General features: G+C 62.8%; 17 protein-coding genes and 1 tRNA gene. 17 read left to right on the forward strand and 1 reads right to left on the reverse strand.

The features are described from left to right. Position 1 precedes the first annotated feature (1 nt). Genes ASD07_RS25805 through ASD07_RS25830 form a run of 6 tightly spaced genes read left to right on the forward strand, consistent with a single transcriptional unit; the run spans position 2 to position 4463 of the window. Positions 2-781: an SDR family NAD(P)-dependent oxidoreductase gene (locus tag ASD07_RS25805; RefSeq protein ID WP_055937233.1), complete on the forward strand. Its 780-nt coding sequence runs from the start codon at positions 2-4 to the stop codon at positions 779-781. 13 nt (positions 782-794) lie between these two features. Then, positions 795-1280, forward strand: a complete 486-nt coding sequence (locus ASD07_RS25810) for a MarR family winged helix-turn-helix transcriptional regulator (RefSeq protein ID WP_055937236.1) — start codon at positions 795-797, stop codon at positions 1278-1280. After that, positions 1277-2131 carry an enoyl-CoA hydratase family protein gene (locus ASD07_RS25815; RefSeq protein ID WP_055937239.1) on the forward strand — a complete coding sequence of 285 codons (855 nt, stop codon included), beginning with the start codon at positions 1277-1279 and terminating at the stop codon, positions 2129-2131. The genes ASD07_RS25810 and ASD07_RS25815 overlap by 4 nt, the downstream gene beginning before the upstream one ends. A 1-nt stretch (position 2132) precedes the next feature. Beyond that, a complete protein-coding gene (locus ASD07_RS25820) occupies positions 2133-3293 on the forward strand; it encodes an acyl-CoA dehydrogenase family protein (protein ID WP_055937242.1) in 1161 nt (386 codons plus the stop codon). Between the two features lie 9 nt (positions 3294-3302). After that, positions 3303-3695, forward strand: a complete 393-nt coding sequence (locus ASD07_RS25825) for a RidA family protein (protein ID WP_055937246.1) — start codon at positions 3303-3305, stop codon at positions 3693-3695. Between the two features lie 42 nt (positions 3696-3737). Beyond that, entirely contained in the window at positions 3738-4463 is a 726-nt protein-coding gene (locus ASD07_RS25830; protein WP_055937249.1) for a PEP_CTERM-anchored TLD domain-containing protein, read from the forward strand. Between the two features lie 61 nt (positions 4464-4524). Here the strand turns inward: ASD07_RS25830 and ASD07_RS25835 are convergent. Beyond that, positions 4525-4599, reverse strand: a tRNA-Arg gene (locus tag ASD07_RS25835). A 79-nt stretch (positions 4600-4678) separates the two neighbouring features. Here ASD07_RS25835 and ASD07_RS25840 point away from each other — a divergent pair. The 11 genes from ASD07_RS25840 (at position 4679) to ASD07_RS25890 (ending at position 17240) form a co-directional block, all read left to right on the forward strand. Continuing rightward, on the forward strand, positions 4679-6592 hold the full coding sequence (locus ASD07_RS25840; RefSeq protein ID WP_055937252.1) for an ATP-binding cassette domain-containing protein: 1914 nt from the start codon (positions 4679-4681) through the stop codon (positions 6590-6592). A gap of 128 nt (positions 6593-6720) precedes the next feature. Continuing rightward, complete coding sequence (locus ASD07_RS25845; RefSeq protein WP_229207289.1) at positions 6721-7464, forward strand: CAAX prenyl protease-related protein; 744 nt, start codon at positions 6721-6723, stop codon at positions 7462-7464. A 23-nt stretch (positions 7465-7487) separates the two neighbouring features. After that, positions 7488-8675 (forward strand): XrtB/PEP-CTERM-associated polysaccharide biosynthesis outer membrane protein EpsL, encoded by a 1188-nt coding sequence (gene epsL, locus ASD07_RS25850; protein WP_055937255.1) that lies wholly within the window; start codon positions 7488-7490, stop codon positions 8673-8675. 15 nt (positions 8676-8690) lie between these two features. Beyond that, a complete protein-coding gene (locus tag ASD07_RS25855) occupies positions 8691-10073 on the forward strand; it encodes an undecaprenyl-phosphate glucose phosphotransferase (RefSeq protein WP_055937259.1) in 1383 nt (460 codons plus the stop codon). A 60-nt stretch (positions 10074-10133) separates the two neighbouring features. Beyond that, complete coding sequence (locus ASD07_RS25860; RefSeq protein WP_229207290.1) at positions 10134-11015, forward strand: EpsD family peptidyl-prolyl cis-trans isomerase; 882 nt, start codon at positions 10134-10136, stop codon at positions 11013-11015. A 21-nt stretch (positions 11016-11036) separates the two neighbouring features. After that, entirely contained in the window at positions 11037-11828 is a 792-nt protein-coding gene (epsE, locus tag ASD07_RS25865) for a polysaccharide export protein EpsE (protein ID WP_055937262.1), read from the forward strand. Between the two features lie 9 nt (positions 11829-11837). Beyond that, positions 11838-13244: a chain length determinant protein EpsF gene (gene epsF, locus ASD07_RS25870; protein ID WP_055937264.1), complete on the forward strand. Its 1407-nt coding sequence runs from the start codon at positions 11838-11840 to the stop codon at positions 13242-13244. An 11-nt stretch (positions 13245-13255) separates the two neighbouring features. Further along, entirely contained in the window at positions 13256-14128 is an 873-nt protein-coding gene (gene epsG / locus ASD07_RS25875; protein ID WP_055937267.1) for a chain length determinant protein tyrosine kinase EpsG, read from the forward strand. 1 nt (position 14129) lies between these two features. Continuing rightward, positions 14130-15014 carry an exosortase B gene (gene xrtB / locus ASD07_RS25880; protein WP_055937270.1) on the forward strand — a complete coding sequence of 295 codons (885 nt, stop codon included), beginning with the start codon at positions 14130-14132 and terminating at the stop codon, positions 15012-15014. Beyond that, positions 15011-15697, forward strand: coding sequence for an exosortase-associated protein EpsI, B-type (gene epsI / locus ASD07_RS25885; protein WP_055937273.1), 687 nt, complete (start codon positions 15011-15013; stop codon positions 15695-15697). Before xrtB ends, epsI begins: the two co-directional genes overlap by 4 nt. A 10-nt stretch (positions 15698-15707) precedes the next feature. Next, the gene (locus ASD07_RS25890) at positions 15708-17240 is read left to right on the forward strand and encodes a hypothetical protein (protein WP_055937276.1); all 1533 of its coding nucleotides are present in this window, start codon (positions 15708-15710) and stop codon (positions 17238-17240) included. The last annotated feature ends 34 nt before the right edge of the window (positions 17241-17274 follow it).

Here is a 17274-nt window from a genome sequence, read left to right on the forward strand (position 1 = left end):
GATGCAGCTCACCGGCCACCACGCTTTCATTACCGGCGGCAGTCGCGGCATCGGCCTCGCCTGCGCGCGGGCGCTGCTGGCACAGGGCGCCAGCGTGACCATCGCCGGCCGCGATGGCGCTTCGCTCGCCGCCGCCGCAGCGGCGCTCGCGGCACAAATCGATGCGTCGAGGGTGGCAACGTGCGTGCTGGACGTGACTGATGAAGCAGCCGTCCACACAGCAATCGCCGCAGCCGCGCAGCAGCTCGGCCCCATCACCATCCTGTTGAACAATGCAGGACAGGCGCAGCCCGCGCCGTTCGCGAAAACCAGCAGCCGGCATTGGCAGCAAATGCTCGACGTGAACCTGACCGGCGCCTTCCACTGCACGCAGGCGGTATTGCCGCAGATGCTGGAAAAAGGCTGGGGCAGGATCATCAACATCGCCTCCACCGCCGGCCTGAAAGGCTACAAGTATGTCAGCGCCTATGTCGCCGCGAAACATGGTCTGGTCGGCCTGACCAAGGCACTGGCGCTGGAACTGGCGACCAGGAACATCACGGTGAACGCCGTCTGCCCCGGCTACACCGAAACCGACATCGTGCAGGATGCCGTCGCCAACATCATGCAGAAAACCGGCCGCAGCGAAGAGCAGGCGCGCGCCGAACTGGCGGCCGGCAACCCGCAGCAGAAACTGGTGCAGGTCGAAGAAGTCGCCAGTGCCGTGGCCTGGCTCTGCCAGCCGGCCTCCAGCGCAATGACCGGCCAATCCATCGCCGTCGCCGGCGGTGAAGTCATGTAAGGAAACCAGAACGATGCAATTAGACCTGGAAAGCCGCCTGACCAACGACCACCACCAGTCGCTGAAACTGTGGCTGCGCATGCTCTCCTGCACCAACAAGATCGAAACCGAGATCCGCAGCCGCCTGCGCAGCGAGTTCGGCATCACGCTGCCGCGCTTCGACCTGATGGCGCAGCTGGAGCGCCATCCCGAAGGATTGCGCATGGGCGAACTTTCCAAGCGCATGATGGTCACCGGCGGCAATATCACCGGCATCACCGACCAGCTGGAGCAGGAAAACCTGGTGGCCCGCGTGCCCGACCCGAAAGACGGCCGCGCTTTCAGCGTCAAGCTTACGCACGCCGGCCGCAAAGCTTTCGCACAGATGGCCGAGGTCCACGAGAGCTGGGTCGCCGAACTGCTGCAAGAGATTTCGCAAGAAGACAAAGGACAGCTGATCGAGCTGCTGTCGCAAATGAAGGGCCACCTGTACGCCCGCGAACAAAAGGACAAACCATGAAATACCTGCAAGGGGAACCGCAACACCTGCCAGGCAACCGCGCGCAACTCGCCGGCTACCAGGCCAGGCACTTCCAGTTCACGGTGGAGCAGGGCGTCGCCACGCTCACCCTGGACCGCCCTGAGCGCAAGAATCCGCTCACCTTCGACTCCTACGCCGAGCTACGCGAATTGTTCCGCGCCCTGGCGTATGCCGACGACGTCAAGGTCATCGTTATTGCCGGCGCCGGCGAAAACTTCTGCTCCGGCGGCGACGTGCACGAAATCATCGGTCCGCTGACCAGGCTGGATATGCCCGGCCTGCTGGCCTTCACCCGCATGACCGGCGACGTGGTGAAAGCCATGCGCGCCTGCCCGCAGCCGGTAATCGCCGCCATCGATGGCGTATGCGCCGGCGCCGGCTCCATGCTGGCCCTGGGCTCCGATATCCGCCTCGGGACGGAGCGCAGCAAGACCGCCTTCCTGTTCACGCGCGTCGGCCTGGCCGGCTGCGACATGGGCGCCTGCGCCCTGCTGCCACGTGTGATCGGCCAGGGCCGCGCGGCCGAATTGCTGTACACCGGCCGCTCGATGTCCGGCACGGAAGGCGAGCGCTGGGGCTTCTTCAACAGCCTGCACGCGCCTGAAAGCCTGCTCGCTGCGGCGCAAGCCTTCGCGCAAGGCCTGGCGAGCGGTCCAACCTTCGCCCACGGCATGACCAAGAAGATGCTGCAGCAGGAGTGGAATATGGGCGTTGACGAAGCCATCGAGGCGGAAGCACAGGCGCAAGCGATCTGCATGGCCACCAACGACTTCCATCGCGCCTACCACGCCTTCGTGGCGAAACAGAAACCGGTATTCGAGGGCGATTGAAATGGCCGATAAATCCTATCTTGGCTGGCCCTTCTTCGAACAGCGCCACGCCGCGCTGGAACGCGAACTCGATGCGTGGGCCGCCGGCCATGTGCGCGACGCGCACGGCAGCGACACCGATGCCCAATGCCGTTCCCTGGTACGCGCACTGGGCGACGCGGGCTGGCTGCGCCACGCCATCGGCGGCACCGCATATGGCGGCGCGCTCGATGCCATCGATACCCGCGCCATCTGCCTGATCCGCGAAACCCTGGCGCGCCACAACGGGCTGGCCGATTTCGCCTTCGCCATGCAGGGCCTGGGTTCCGGCGCCATCAGCCTGTTCGGCAGCGACGCCAACAAACAGGCCTACCTGCCGCGCGTCGCGCGAGGCGAAGCAATCGCCGCCTTCGCCTTGTCCGAGCCGCAGGCCGGCTCGGACGTCGCCGCCATGCAGTGCGCCGCCGTGCGCGATGGCGAGCATTACGTGCTCGATGGCGAAAAGACCTGGATTTCCAACGGCGGCATCGCCGACTTCTACGTGGTTTTCGCCCGCACCGGCGAACAGCCCGGCGCACGCGGCATCAGCGCCTTCATCGTCGACAAGGACGCACCAGGCTTCGGGATCGCGGAGCGCATCAACGTGATCGCACCGCACCCGCTGGCACGCCTGAAGTTCAGCAACTGCCGCATTCCCGCCAGCCAGCGCCTGGGCGAGGCCGGGCAGGGCTTCAAGGTAGCGATGGCAACGCTGGACGTGTTCCGTACCTCGGTCGCCGCTGCCTCACTGGGCTTGGCCCGCCGCGCGCTGGACGAAGCGCTGGCGCACGCCCAAAGCCGCAAGATGTTCGGCCAGACCCTGGCCGACTTCCAGCTGACGCAAGCGAAGCTGGCGCAGATGGCCACCGGCGTTGATTCTTCCGCCTTGCTGACCTACCGCGCCGCCTGGCAGCGCGACCAGGGCCGGAAGGTGACGAAAGAAGCCGCCATGGCCAAGATGACCGCCACCGAAACGGCGCAGCAGGTGATCGACGCCGCCGTGCAAATGTTCGGCGGCCTGGGCGTGGTCAGCGAGCATCCGGTCGAGCGCCTGTACCGCGAAATCCGCGCGCTGCGGATTTATGAGGGCGCCACCGAAGTACAACAATTGATCATCGCGCGCGAACTGCTGCGCGAAGGCTAAGGAGTATCCATGCAAGTATTACAACCGCCGGGCTGGGCGCGTCCACGCGGCTATTCCAACGGCATCGCGGCCACCGGCCGCATGGTCTTTGTCAGCGGCATGATCGGCTGGGATGCAAATTGCGAATTCCAAACAGATGATTTCGCCGGACAAGTACGCCAGGCAATCGAGAACATCCTGACCGTACTGAGAGAAGCAGGCGGCGGCCCGGAGCACATTGCCCGCATGACCTGGTACGTGGTCGACAAGCACGAATACATGGGCGCCTACCGGGAGATCGGCGCCATCTACCGTGAGTTGATCGGCAAGCACTATCCGGCCATGACGGCAGTCGAAGTTGCTGGGCTGCTGGAGGCGCGTGCAAGGGTAGAGATCGAAGTCACGGCAGTCGTGCCCGCGTAGTTTTAACGAAGTGATATAGTCCGGCCGTGGAGGTGCAATGCCATGGCTAAACTTCTCGCGCGCCTGATGGGCGCTATCTTTCTGCTGGTACTATCGACGGCGCAAGGCGCAACGCCGCTATTGACTGATGCGGAGATCGCCCAGCTATCGACCTGGCTGGGTAATGGCCCGATCCGGCTGGAGCGCTTATATAAAAAGCGCGATGGGCAAACCGCAGCGGATTTCCACGCGGCAGTGGACGGCAAGGGCCGTACCTTTACCGTGATGGAAGCCACCAATGAGCTTGGGCAAATGTTCAAGGTGGGCGGCTACAACCCGCAAAGCTGGGATTCGTCCGGGAAATTCCACATCACGACCGAAGATGAAAAGCGCACCGGCTTCCTGTTCAACCTGACGTCGCGCCAGATGCATCGCCAGACACCGCGCACTTACGCGCTGGATACGGTCGGTTCCTTCCAGACCTGGAACGATGCCAGGACCGGACCGGTATTCGGCGCCGGTCACGACTTGTACGTGCCCTGGGACCTGACCAACGGCGGCTATTCGATCATGTATTCCTACATCGATCCCGAGCGCAGCAATTTCGATTCCAGCCTGCTCGATGGGCGCGACTACAAATCACCCAACGTCACCTACGGCGACATGGAAGTGTGGCGGATATTCGCGGTGCCGGAAGCGGGCACCTGGATGATGCTGCTGTCCGGGCTGTGCTTGATTGCGTACGTACGGTGCCGGTCTCCAGCAGTGGTCAAGATAATTGCCAAATAGGTAATTGTAGACTAGTGCATTGCGGACCTGTTTGTTCCCGCTTTAACCGCGCGGTTGCTGTTGGTCCCCCCGACTGGAATCGAACCAGTATCCCACGCTTAGGAGGCATGTGCACTATCCATTGTGCTACGGGGAGGACGCAAAGCGAGCGCAATTATAGCTGACGGGCTGGCAACAGGTAAAATGCGTCTTTTCCCGTCACACATCGCACCCCAATGGCTGTCATCTCATTAACATCTGCACAACTGGCTTTTGGCCACCATGCCCTGCTGGACCACGCTGAATTTTCCCTCGAAACCGGGGAGCGGGTCGGCCTGATCGGGCGTAACGGCACCGGTAAATCCTCCCTGCTGAAGATCATTGCCGGCATCCAGAAGCTGGATGACGGCCTGCTGGTCATGCAGCAGGGCCTGAAAGTCGTCTACGTCGAGCAGGAGCCGCAATTCGAGGCTGGCCAGAGCGTGCACGACGCGGTGGCATCCGGCCTGGGCGAGTTGCCGGCACTGCTGAAAGAATACGATGAGCTGACCGGCAAGTTCGGCCAGGGCGATGATGATGCGCTGATGGAGCGCATGCACGACATCCAGGTCAAGCTGGATGCAGGCGATGCCTGGAACCTGAAAAACAAGGTGGAAACCGTGCTCGGACGCCTGAACCTGGATGGCGCGGTGCTGATCGAAACCCTTTCCGGCGGTACCAAGAAGCGCGCTGCGCTGGCGCGTGCACTGGTCGGCGCCCCGGATGTGCTGCTGCTGGATGAACCGACCAACCACCTGGACTTCAACTCCATTACCTGGCTGGAATCGCTGCTGCGCGATTTCAAGGGCAGCATCCTGTTCATTACCCACGATCGTTCCTTCCTGGACAATGTGGCGACCCGCATCATCGAACTCGATCGCGGCAACCTGATGTCCTATCCGGGCAATTTCACCACCTACCAGGTGCGCAAGGCGGAACAGCTGGCCGTCGAGGAAATCGAGAACGCCAAGTTCGACAAAGTCCTGGCGGCTGAAGAAGTCTGGATTCGCAAGGGCGTCCAGGCGCGCCGCACGCGTGACGAAGGCCGTGTGCGCCGGCTGGAGCGCTTGCGCGAGCAGCGCGCCGCACGCCGCGACCAGCAGGGCCAGGTGCGCCTGGAAGTCGGCACCGGCGAGCGTTCCGGCAAGATCGTGGCGGAGCTTGAGAACGTGAGCAAATCCTACGGCGCCAAGAGCATCGTCAAGGACTTCAGCTCGATCATCATGCGTGGCGATAAATTCGGCCTGATCGGTCCCAATGGCGCCGGCAAGACCACGCTGCTGAAACTGGTCCTGGGCGAAGAGTCGGCCGACAGCGGCACGATCAAGCAGGGCACCAAGCTGCAGGTGGCGTACTTCGACCAGATGCGCGCCCAGTTGAACGACAACGCCACGCTGGCCGACACCATTGCGCCGGGTTCCGACTGGGTCGAGATCAATGGCCAGCGCAAGCACGTGATGAGTTACCTGGGTGACTTCCTGTTCGAACCGCAGCGCGCGCGTTCGCTGGTCAGCTCCCTGTCCGGTGGCGAGCGCAACCGCCTGCTGCTGGCGCGCCTGTTCGCCAAGCCAGCCAACGTGCTGGTGCTGGACGAACCAACCAACGACCTCGACATCGATACCCTGGAACTGCTGGAAGAATTGCTGGAGGATTACGCCGGCACCGTCTTCCTCGTCAGCCACGACCGCACCTTCCTCGATAACGTGGTCACGCAAGTGATCGTTGCCGAGGGCGAGGGCAGGTGGAAAGAATACGTGGGCGGCTACAGTGACTGGGAGCGCGTGCGCGATGCCAGTGCTGCGGCACAGGGGGCGAAAAAGAACGAAGCGAAGCAGGCCCCTGCGGCAGTCTCGGCGGCCCAAGCGCCAGCGCAGGCAAAAGGCAAAAAACTCAGTTACAAAGAGCAGCGTGAGCTGGAAGAGTTGCCACAACTCATTGCCAAACTGGAAGATGAGCAGACTGCGCTGAACCTCGCGCTGTCCGATCCGGACTTCTATAAGAAGACGCCGGCGGAAGCGAAGCGCCTCAACGAGCGCGTTGCGCAGATTGAGGAAGAGCTGATGAATGCGCTGGAACGTTGGGAAGCAATCGAAGGCCGCAACAACGTTTGATGTAACGCAATCCAATCTTTGCACGTTCTCACTTTCGTGCGCTTGCGCACGATTGCCCGCTGTAATATCTGACAACCTTAATGCCGAGGCAGTCCTGCCTCGGCATTTCCAACGGGAAGGCAGATATTGTGACTTTACAGCAGCCACCTAAGCGCATTTCCCAACAGCCGCAAGCGATTGCGGCTGCCGCGCCCGTGCTCGCGCTGCGCACCAATAGCGGCAGTGCGATGCCGCGCGTGCTGCCGTTTGCCACCTTCATTGTTTTCATCATCTTCGTCGACGTGCTTGAACGATTCGGTGCGCACGCGAACACCCTGCGCTGGCTGTATCCCGCCAAGATTGCACTGGTGCTGGCGATGCTGCTCGCGTGGCGCAAACATTACCGGGAGTTGCGTGAGCTGCCTGCGCGGCGCGATGCCTTTGCCGCGATCGCTGTTGGCGCCGGCGTCTTTGTTTTGTGGATCGCGCTCGATGCGGGCTGGATGCAGTTGGGAACGCCGCGCGCCTTCGATGCCGCAGGCAGCGATGGCCGCATCGATTGGCCGCTGGTTGTCGTACGTGCCTTCGGCGCAGCGCTGGTGGTGCCCTTGATGGAGGAACTGTTCTGGCGTTCCTTCCTGTTGCGCTGGCTTGAACAGCGTGACTTCCTTTTGCTGCGGCCTGCACGTGCCGGCCTGCGCGCGACGACGATTTCAGTTCTTCTGTTCGGTATCGAACATAACTTGTGGCTGGCCGGCATCATCGCCGGCATCGCCTACACCTGGTTGTACATGCGCAGCGAAACGCTGTGGACTCCCATCCTGGGACATGCCGTGACGAACGGCTTGCTGGCTGCCTGGATCATGGTGACCGGCAGCTGGACCTATTGGTAGTGTTAAATAAGGCTAAAAATAATATGCGCATCCTGCCAACTCCCTTGGCGCTGGCTGCCGCCCTGGCGTGCTGTCCTGCGCAGGCGGATATCAGCGAAACCTTCAAGCCCTTTATCAGCGTCGGCCAGACTTACGACGACAACCTGCTGCGCCTGCCGGAGAATACGCCGGATGCGATCCAGCGTTCGGACCGCTCAACCCAGGCGATTGCAGGCATCGCGCTGGAGCGCCCGATCGGCCGCCAGAAAATTACCGGCCAGGCGAAAGTCTCGCGCGTGACTTTCGATCATTACGACCAGCTTGATTACAACGGAAAAGATTTCAGCCTGGACTGGGCGTGGGTGGTCGGCAATCATTTCGACGGCAATATCGGCGGCAGCTACCAGCAGGTACTGACCCCGTTCAATGATTTCCATTCGGAACAACGCAACCTGCGCACCCAGCGCCGCGAATATGCCAACGGCGGCTGGCGCATGCATCCCAGCTGGCGCATTTACACCGGCTTCCAGCGCGACCGCTTCGACTACGAGCTGGAAGCGCAAAGCCTGAACAACCGCAAGGAAGACCGCAGCGAAGCCGGTATCGATTACCACGCATCGAGCGGCAGCCGGGTGGGCCTGGTGGCGCGCCATATCAAAGGCAGTTTCCTGAATCCGCGCCGCATTGGCGCCACCTTCCTCGACCAGAACTATACGCAGGACGAACTGAAAGCCAATGTCAACTGGCTGTACAGCGATATCACGCAATTGCAATTGCTGGCCGGCTACGCCAAGCGCAAGCACGATACCTTCACCGAGCGCGACACCAGCGGGCTGAATGGCCGTGCCACCGTGAACTGGCGGCCGCGCAGCAAGCTGCGCTTCACCGCCGAGGCCTGGCGCGAGTTTGCCGCAGTGGAAAGCATTGTGGTGAACAACAGCGTCAACAAGGGGGCCAGCCTGAATGCCACCTGGGATCTTTCAGCCAAGGTGCAAGCCAACGCTGGCCTCAAGCGCGAGAAACGGAAGTTCGAGCGCATGCCCTATGTCAGCTTCGACGGCGACCCGAGCGACACCACGCGCAGCACCAATATCGGCGTGGTCTACCAGCCCTGGCGCAAGGTCCAGCTGAGCGTTACCGGCTTCAAGGACCGCCGTACCGGCACGCCCTTGATCGGTACCGGCAGCTACAAGGCCAAGGGCGTTTCATTCATGGCGACCATGCAGTTTTAATGACAAGGAGCGACGATGACGGTAAACGATATTCCCTTGGTCTCCTTTTTCCAGCGCGTGCTCGATCCGCTGATCATTATGGGGATGCTGTATGCCACATCGATGGTGTATGGGGAGCCGTTTACCGGATATTCGCTGGTCCTGATGGTGCTGGCCTTCTTCATCTCGTCGGCGGTGTACCAGCACGTTGATCCTTACCGCACCTGGCGCAGCGGCCGCATCACGGCGTATGCGCGCGACATCTTCATGGGCTGGATCGTCACCGCCGTGATCCTGGTGTTCCTAGGCAATGTCAGCGGCCTGGCCTACCACTACGACGAAGCGGTGGTGTTCAGCTGGTTCCTGGCCACACCGTTTGCACTGCTCATGAGCCACCTGGCGGCACGCCATGTCGGCACCGATCCGGCCAAGGAAAGCGAGGTGCGTTCGGTGGTGATTGTCGGCGCCAACGAGGTGGGCACCAAGTTCGCAGGCACCGTCGAGCGCATGCCCAACCTGTTCCTCAGCGTGCGCGGCTTTTTCGACGACCGTACTGCCGACCGCCGCAAGTCCGGCCTGTCGCATCCGGTGCTGGGCAATATGGGGGAGGTCGCCAGCTTCGTGCGCGACCACCACATCAAGATGATCTTTATCAGCCAGCCGATTTCGGCGCAGCCGCGCATCCGCAAGCTGCTCGATGAATTGCAGGACACCACGGCCTCGGTCTATTTCCTGCCCGACATTTATGTGTTCGACCTGATGCAGGCGCGCTTCGACAGCGTGGGCGGCATGCCGGTGGTGGCAATCTGCGAAACGCCGTTTGTCGGCTTCGACGGCATCGTCAAGCGCGCCAGCGACGTGATCATCGGCAGTGCGATCCTGATGGCACTGGCGCCGCTGATGCTGGTCATTGCGCTGGCCGTGTGGATCAGCTCGCCGGGCCCGGTGATCTTCCGCCAGCGCCGCTATGGCCTGTACGGCGAGGAAATCATCGTCTACAAGTTCCGCTCGATGCGTGTGACCGAAGATGGCCCGGTGGTGCGGCAAGCCACGGCCCACGATTCGCGCATCACGAAGATCGGCGCCTTCCTGCGCCGCACCTCGCTGGATGAATTGCCGCAGTTTATCAACGTGCTGCAGGGATCAATGAGCATTGTCGGGCCGCGCCCGCATGCCGTTGCCCATAACGAACAATACCGTAAGCTGATCAAGGGCTATATGTTGCGCCATAAGGTCAAGCCGGGCATCACCGGCTGGGCCCAGGTCAACGGCCTGCGTGGCGAAACGGAGACCCTGGAAAAGATGGAGGCGCGTATCCGCTATGACCTGGACTACCTGCGCCACTGGTCGCTGTGGCTCGACCTGTGGATCGTCTTGCGGACAGTCAAGGTGGTGTTGAACCGGCAAAACGCGTACTGAGTCAATCGTGCGCGCTTGGCGCGCTATTAGAATGAGTTGCAACAGTCGAGGGAGGATATTTTGAAGCACATCAACCCGAATATGGCGTTCGCCGGCATCCTGGTTGCTCTGGTTTCAGCCTGCAGCAGCAAGGTGGAGCAGAAACCAGGCCAGGCGTTGGCCAACGTCAACGGTGAGGAAATCACCGTCATGCAGTTGAACGACGAGCTGTCGCGCAGCAATGCTCCAGCCACGCAACAGGAAGCCGCACGCAAGCAGGCACTGGAGGCGCTGATCGACCGCCAGTTGCTGATCGGCGAAGCGGCGAAAGAGAAAGTCGACCGCGATCCGCGCGTGGTGCAGGCAATCGAAAGGGCACGCTCGGTGATCCTGGCGCAAGCCTATATGCAGAAGCGCCTGGGCACGCCGGGTAAGCCGAGCGCGGCGGATGTGGAAGCCTACTACAGCCAGAACCCGCAATTTTTTGCGCAGCGCAAGCATTTCGATATGCGGGAAATCGTCCTGCCGACGCGCGAGGTGACCGATGAGTTGAAGGCGGTAATGGACAAGACCCGTTCGCTCGACGAAGTGGCGGCCTGGCTTGACCAGCACAAGGTCAAGTACCAGAAAGCCCAATTGAGCCGCAGCGGCTCGGAGTTGCCGCCTGAGCTGTCGGCCAAATTGCTGGCGCTTGCGAAAGGCCAGCTGTTCATCGTGCGCGAAGGCGAACGCAGCATGCTGGTCACCATTGCCGATATCCGTTCCTCGCCGGTGGAACTGGATGCCGCGCGGCCGCAGATCGAGCAGTACCTGGCTGCCAAGAAGGGCAAGGACGCGGCGGAGGAGGAAGTCAAGCGCCTGCGCGCCAGCGCCAAGATTGCCTATATCAACCAGCCCTCGCCAGTGGCGGACGCGGGCGCCCCGGCCAATGCCCTGGAACGCGGCGTGGCTGGCCTGAAATAACAACCAGATCGAGGAGCAATCATGAAACGACTACTGATGTGGATGGTGGCCATGGCCTTTATGCTCGGTGCAGGCCTGGCGCAGGCCGCCGACCTGACCCTGGGGGCTGGCGACGTCATCAAGGCTTCCGTGTTCGGCAACCCGGACATGGCGACGGAAACCCGGGTCAGCGAATCGGGCAAGATCACTTTCCCTTTGCTGGGGGAAGTCAAGGTCAGCGGGATGACGGTGCAGCAGGCCGAGCGTGCGATTGGCGAGCAGCTGGTGAAGAAGGGCTACCTGAAAAATGCCCAGGTCAGCATCATCGTCTCGCAGATCCAGAGCGCCCAGGTGTCGGTGCTGGGCATGGTGAACCGCCCCGGACGCTATCCGCTCGACGGCGGCAAGCGCGGTGTGATGGACATGCTGGCGCAGGCGGGCGGCTTCAATGCCGATGGCGGCGATACGGTGAGCGTGGTGCGTACCCGCGACGGCAAGACCAGCAAGACGGTGATCGACGTGGTCGACATGGTGCGCAATGGGGCGCTGGACAAGGAGATCGAACTCGGCCCCAACGATGTGATCTATGCCGAACGTTCGCCGCGCTTCTACATCTATGGCGAAGTGCAGCGTCCCGGCTCCTTCCGGCTGGAGCGCACCATGACGGTCAGCCAGGCGCTGGCGGTGGGCGGCGGCCTGACCCCGCGCGGCACTGAAAGCGGCATCAAGATCAAACGCCGCGGCGGCGACGGTGCGGTACAGGTGATCGCTGCCAAAAATGAAGACGTGGTGCAGACCGACGACGTCATCTTCATCAAGGAAAGCTGGTTCTAAGGAGGATTTATGAATTTCGCCCAGTTCCTGCTGATCCTCCAGGCGCGCAAGAAGATCGTGCTGCTGACCTTGCTGGTCACGGTGGCCGCCACCCTCGTAGTCAGCCTGCTGCTGCCCAAGACGTATGAGGCGACCAGTTCGCTGGTGATGAACTACAAGGGCGTCGACCCGCTGACCGGCATGGCCTTGCCGGGCCAGCTCATGCCCGGCTATATGGCAACGCAGATCGACATCATCAGCAGCAAGAATGTCGCGCTGCGCGTGGTGGACCAGCTCAAGCTGGCCGAAAGCCCGGCCGTCATCGCCCAGTTCAATGAGTCGACCGGCGGCAAGGGGACGGTGCGCGACTGGCTGGCCGAGCTGCTGCAAAAGAAGCTGGACATCGTGCCGGCCAAGGAAAGCTCGGTGCTGAACGTGACCTTCAAGGCTTCCGACCCGCAGTTTGCGGCGGCGGTGGCGAATGCCTTCGCCGACGAGTACCAGAAGATCAATGTCCAGCTCAAGGTGGAGCCGCTGAAGAAGGCCACCAACTATTTCAACTCCCAGTTGAAAGTGCTGCGCGATAACCTGGAGGTGGCGCAGGCCAAGCTGTCCAAATACCAGCAGGATCATGGCATCGTCAGCGTCGACAACCGGCTCGATGTCGAGTCGATGCGCCTGAACGACTTGTCGGCGCAACTGGTGGCCGCGCAGTCGCAGGCCATGGAAGCCAATTCGCGGCAGGCGGTGGCGCACGGCTCCGGCAGCGCTTCGCCCGACGTAACGGCCAGCCCGGTGATACAGAACCTGCGCGTGAACCTGGCGCAGCAGGAATCCAAGCTGGCGGAAATGGGCCAGCGCCTGGGCCGCAACCACCCGCAATACCAGAGCGCGGCGGCGGAAGTGGCGCGCCTGCGGGCCGGCCTGAACGAGCAGACCGCACTGGTCACTTCTTCGGTCAGCAACAACGCCAACGTCTTTGCCCAGCGCGAAGCGGCCTTGCGCACGGCGCTGGCGGACCAGAAGACCAAGGTGCTGCAGCTGAATCGCCAGCGCGATGAAATGAATGTGCTGAACAAGGATGTCGAGAGCGCCCAGCGTGCCTTCGACAATGCTTCGCAGCGCTCGTCGCAGACCCGCATCGAGGGCGGCAACGACCAGTCCGACGTGTCGGTGCTGAATCCCGCCGTGGCGCCGATCGAGCCGGCCGGTCCGCGCGTGGTGCTGAACACCGTGCTGTCGCTGCTGCTGGGGACCATGCTGGGCATCGGCATTGCCATGCTGTCCGAGATGTTCGATCGCCGGGTGCGGTCGGAAGCCGACCTGGCCGAGGTGGTGCACATTCCTGTGCTGGCCACGATCGACTGGAATCCGCCGCGCCAGCGCCGCTTCGGGCTGCCGCACCTGCATGCGCCGCGCACGCTGCGCCTGAATTGAGGAGGAGCTGAATGAACAGCCCATTGCATTTCAATCCCGCTTCGCCGCACGGCGTGGGCGATGCGACCATCGGCGCGCTGCTGCAGGAAGCGGGCAAGCTGACCCCGGAAAATACCGATGCCGTGCTGCGCATGCAGGAGGAAACCGGGGTCCGCTTCGGCGAAGCGGCGCAGGCGCTGGGCATGGTCAGCGCCGCCGATATCCAGCAAGTGCTGGCGCGCCAGTTCGACTATCCCTACGTCCCGGCCGGCGAGAAATACTTTTCTTCGCGCCTGGTGGCGGCCTATGACCCGTTCAGCCGCCAGGTGGAAAAGCTGCGCGCGGTGCGCGGGCAGCTGATGCTGCGCTGGTTCGCACGCGGCCACAAGTCGCTGGCGATCGTCGGGGTCGAGCCCGGTTCGGGCACCAGCCTGTTCGCCGCCAACCTGGCCGTGGTGTTCTCGCAGCTGGGGCAGAGCACGCTGCTGGTGGACGCCAACCTGCGCCAGCCGTCGCAGCACGAGATCTTCAACCTGCAGGGAAAGAGCGGCCTGTCCGACATGCTGGCCGGGCGCGCCTCCATGGCGGCGGTGACGCGTATCGATGCCTTCGAGTCGCTGGCCGTGCTGGGCGCCGGCACGCTGCCGCCGAATCCGGCCGAACTGCTGGCGCGCAAGGATTTCACCGGCCTGAATACCCAGCTCGAAGCGCTGCACGATATCGTGCTGTACGACACCTCGGATGTGCTGACCGCCCACGATGCGCTGCCGGTGATGGCGCGCGCCCGCGGCGTGCTGCTGGTGGTGCACCGTAACGCCACCTCGCTGTACGACGTGGCGGCGCTCAGCGAACAGGTGCGGTATGCCGGCGCCGAAGTCGTAGGCTCGGTGCTGCTGGAGTTCTGACATGGACCCGGGCCTGGCGATCCGCCCGCAAGCCGCGATACGCGCCGCCTTGCGTGATGCGCTGCCCGACTGGGCGCCGGTGCTGGCCGGCATGCTGGTGCTGTACGTTCCCACCTTCTACCGCCTGTTCAGCGGCTTGTGGGCCACCGAGGAACAGGCGCACGGCCCGATCATCCTGCTGCTGGCACTGTGGCTGATGTACCGGCAGTGGCCGGCCATGCTGGCGCGTGCCGATGGCCAGCCTTCCACCCTCGGCTGGCCGGTGCTGGGTGTCGGCCTGCTGGCGTATATACTGGGCCGCTCGCAAGGCATCATCGCGTTCGAGATTGCCTCCTTCATCCTGCTGCTGGCTGCGGTGCTGATGCTCAAATGCGGGCATGGCGCACTGCGCGTGCAATGGTTTGCCTTCTTCTTCATGGCCTTCATGGTGCCCTTGCCCGGTCCCCTGGTCGGCATGCTGACCATGCCGATGAAGATGGCGGTGTCCTGGGCCACCGAACATCTGATGTATGCCGCGGGCTATCCGATTGCGCGCAGCGGCGTGATCCTGCAAGTGGGGCAGTACCAGCTGCTGGTGGCCGATGCCTGCGCCGGCCTGCAAACCCTGCTGACGCTGGAAGCGCTGGGACTGTTTTACCTGAACGTGGTGCGCCATTCCTCGGCTTTCCGCAATGTGGCACTGGCCTTGCTGATCATCCCGATTTCCTTCACCGCCAACGTGATCCGCGTGATTACGCTGTCGCTGGTGACCTATTACCTCGGCGACGCGGCAGGGCAGGGCTTCCTGCATGGCTTTGCCGGCATGGTGCTGTTCATTACGGCGCTGCTGCTGATTATCGGCGTGGACGCTTTCCTGCAATGGTTCGTCAGGTGGCGCAACTCATGAAAAAATCAATGATGGTGAGCGTGGTGCTGGGTGCGCTGATGGTCTGTTCGGCAGCGGTGACGCGGGCGTTGACGCCGACCGCACGCATGGCCGACACGGCAGGGCGCTTCAGCCTGGAACAGATGGTGCCGCGCAGCTTTGGCGAGTGGCAGGTCGATACGCGGGTGATGCCGCTGCAGGTCGATCCTGCCACCCAGGCCAAGCTGGACAAGATCTACAACCAGACGCTGGGGCGCACCTATATCAACCGCAATGGCGAGCGCATCATGCTGTCGATCGCCTACGGCGGCGACCAGAGCGACAATATGGGCGTGCACAAGCCGGAGGTGTGCTACACGGCGCAGGGCTTTACCGTGCGCGATGGCGAGAAAAGCAGCCTCGATACGGGCAGCGGGGTGCTGCCGGTAAAGCGCCTGTTCGCTGTTGCCGGTGCGCGGCAGGAGCCGATTACCTATTGGATCACGGTCGGGCGCAAGGCCACCATGCCCGGTGTCGACCAGCGTTTGCAGGAGCTGCGCTACGGCTTGAGCGGCACGGTGCCGGACGGGATGCTGGTGCGGGTGTCGAGCATCGGCGCTGAAGCCGGTGCGGCTTATGCGCTGCAAGACCAGTTCGTGCGCTCCTTGCTGGCGGCGCTCGACAAGCCGGCGCGCGAGCGCCTGGTCGGCGTCTTCGGCGGCTAGGGGGAGGACGATGCGCTTGCCTTTGTTCCACCGTTCGCCAGCCGCGGCGGCCGTGCCAGCCGGCGCGCATGCCCTGGTACGCCCGAATCGCGGACTGCCCCTGATGTTGCTGCTGCCCTTTATCCTGCTGGCGATCTTCGTCGGCGTGGTCGGCGGACTTGATTCGCCGCCGCTGGTGGCCATCGTCGGCACGGCGGTGCTGTCGGTGCTGATGTTGTTCGTGCTGCCGCTGCACGGCATGTTCTGGTGCCTTTTCGTGCTGACCTTCCTGCTGCAGGGTTCTGCCGTGTATTTCCTGAAGTTGCGGCCGGCGGCCTGGCTTGCCTTCGGCCTGGCCATCCTGTTCTTCTGCCGCGCGCTACTCGACCTGGTGGTGCACAAGCGCGAACAGCGGCGCATGCGCAAGGGCGACGGCTCCACGGTTGAACTGGCGGCGCTGCTGTTCGTGGCGGCCTTTGTCATCAGCCTGGTATTCAACCGGGTCCCGAAGTCGCAGATTTTTTCGGCGGCGAAAGCCATGCTGCCGATGTTCTCGGTGCTGTTTGCGCTGTACTGGTTCCGCTGGAAGGAGAGCCACCTGGAGACCAGCTGGCGCATGATGTTCTGGGTGGTGCTGGTGCAGGTGCCCGTGGTGCTGTACCAGCATTTCTTCGTCGCCTCGGCCACTACCTTCGATTCGATTGTCGGCACCTTCGGCGGTACGCCCGGCTTTGGCGGCAATAGCGCCATCATGGTCCTGTTCACCGTGCTGGCGATGGGCTATGCCGCGGCACGCTGGAACGCCGGCCAGATGTCGGGCAAGGCGATGTGGGCGTTGCAGGCGATCGGCTTCGCCATCATCCTGCTTGGCGAAGTGAAAGCGGCCTTCATCTGGTTGCCGCTGGTGCTGGCCTGGGTGCTGCGGCGGCGCATCCTGCGCAGCATCGGCGCCTTCATCGGCTTCGCCGTCCTGGTCGCAGCCTTCGTCGGCACCACGTACACCGTGTACGAAACGCTGTATTGGGGCAAGAAGGTGCAGTCGGCGCACAATATGGCTGAGAAACTCGACCGTGGCGGCGGCTACTTCTTTGACCCCAACAACGTCAACTACCGCACCGGTGAAATCAGCCGCGCCGCCTCGCTTGCGCTATGGTCGAACGACCCGCTGGCAACGGTGCCGCGCCGCCTGGTCGGGTACGGGCCGGGCGCGTCCAAACCGTCCGGCTTGCTCGGGGCAGGGGAGGTCGCCAAACGGTACCAGCCCTTGCACCTCGATGCCACGGCGCTCGGCATTTTGCTTTGGGATGTGGGCCTATTGGGCGCTCTCGCTTACGGCTCCATGCTACTGTTTTCCCTGCTAGCTGCCTGGCGCTACGTGCGCCGAAAACAAGGTAGCGTGGCCCAGCTCGCGCTGGCCGATACCTGCGTCGCAGCCATGCTGCTGTTCCTGATGATGCTGGTCTATAACCGCGCGCTGATGGATGAACCCACCGCCCAGCTGCTCCTGATGATGTGCATGGGGACGATAGTCCAGTTGTGCCGGTTCGGCTCGTCCCAAGGCTAGGGAATCGTGTCATTTTTGGGCGACATTGTTACAA

It is taken from the genome of Duganella sp. Root336D2, assembly GCF_001425005.1.
GTDB lineage: Bacteria > Pseudomonadota > Gammaproteobacteria > Burkholderiales > Burkholderiaceae_D > Rugamonas.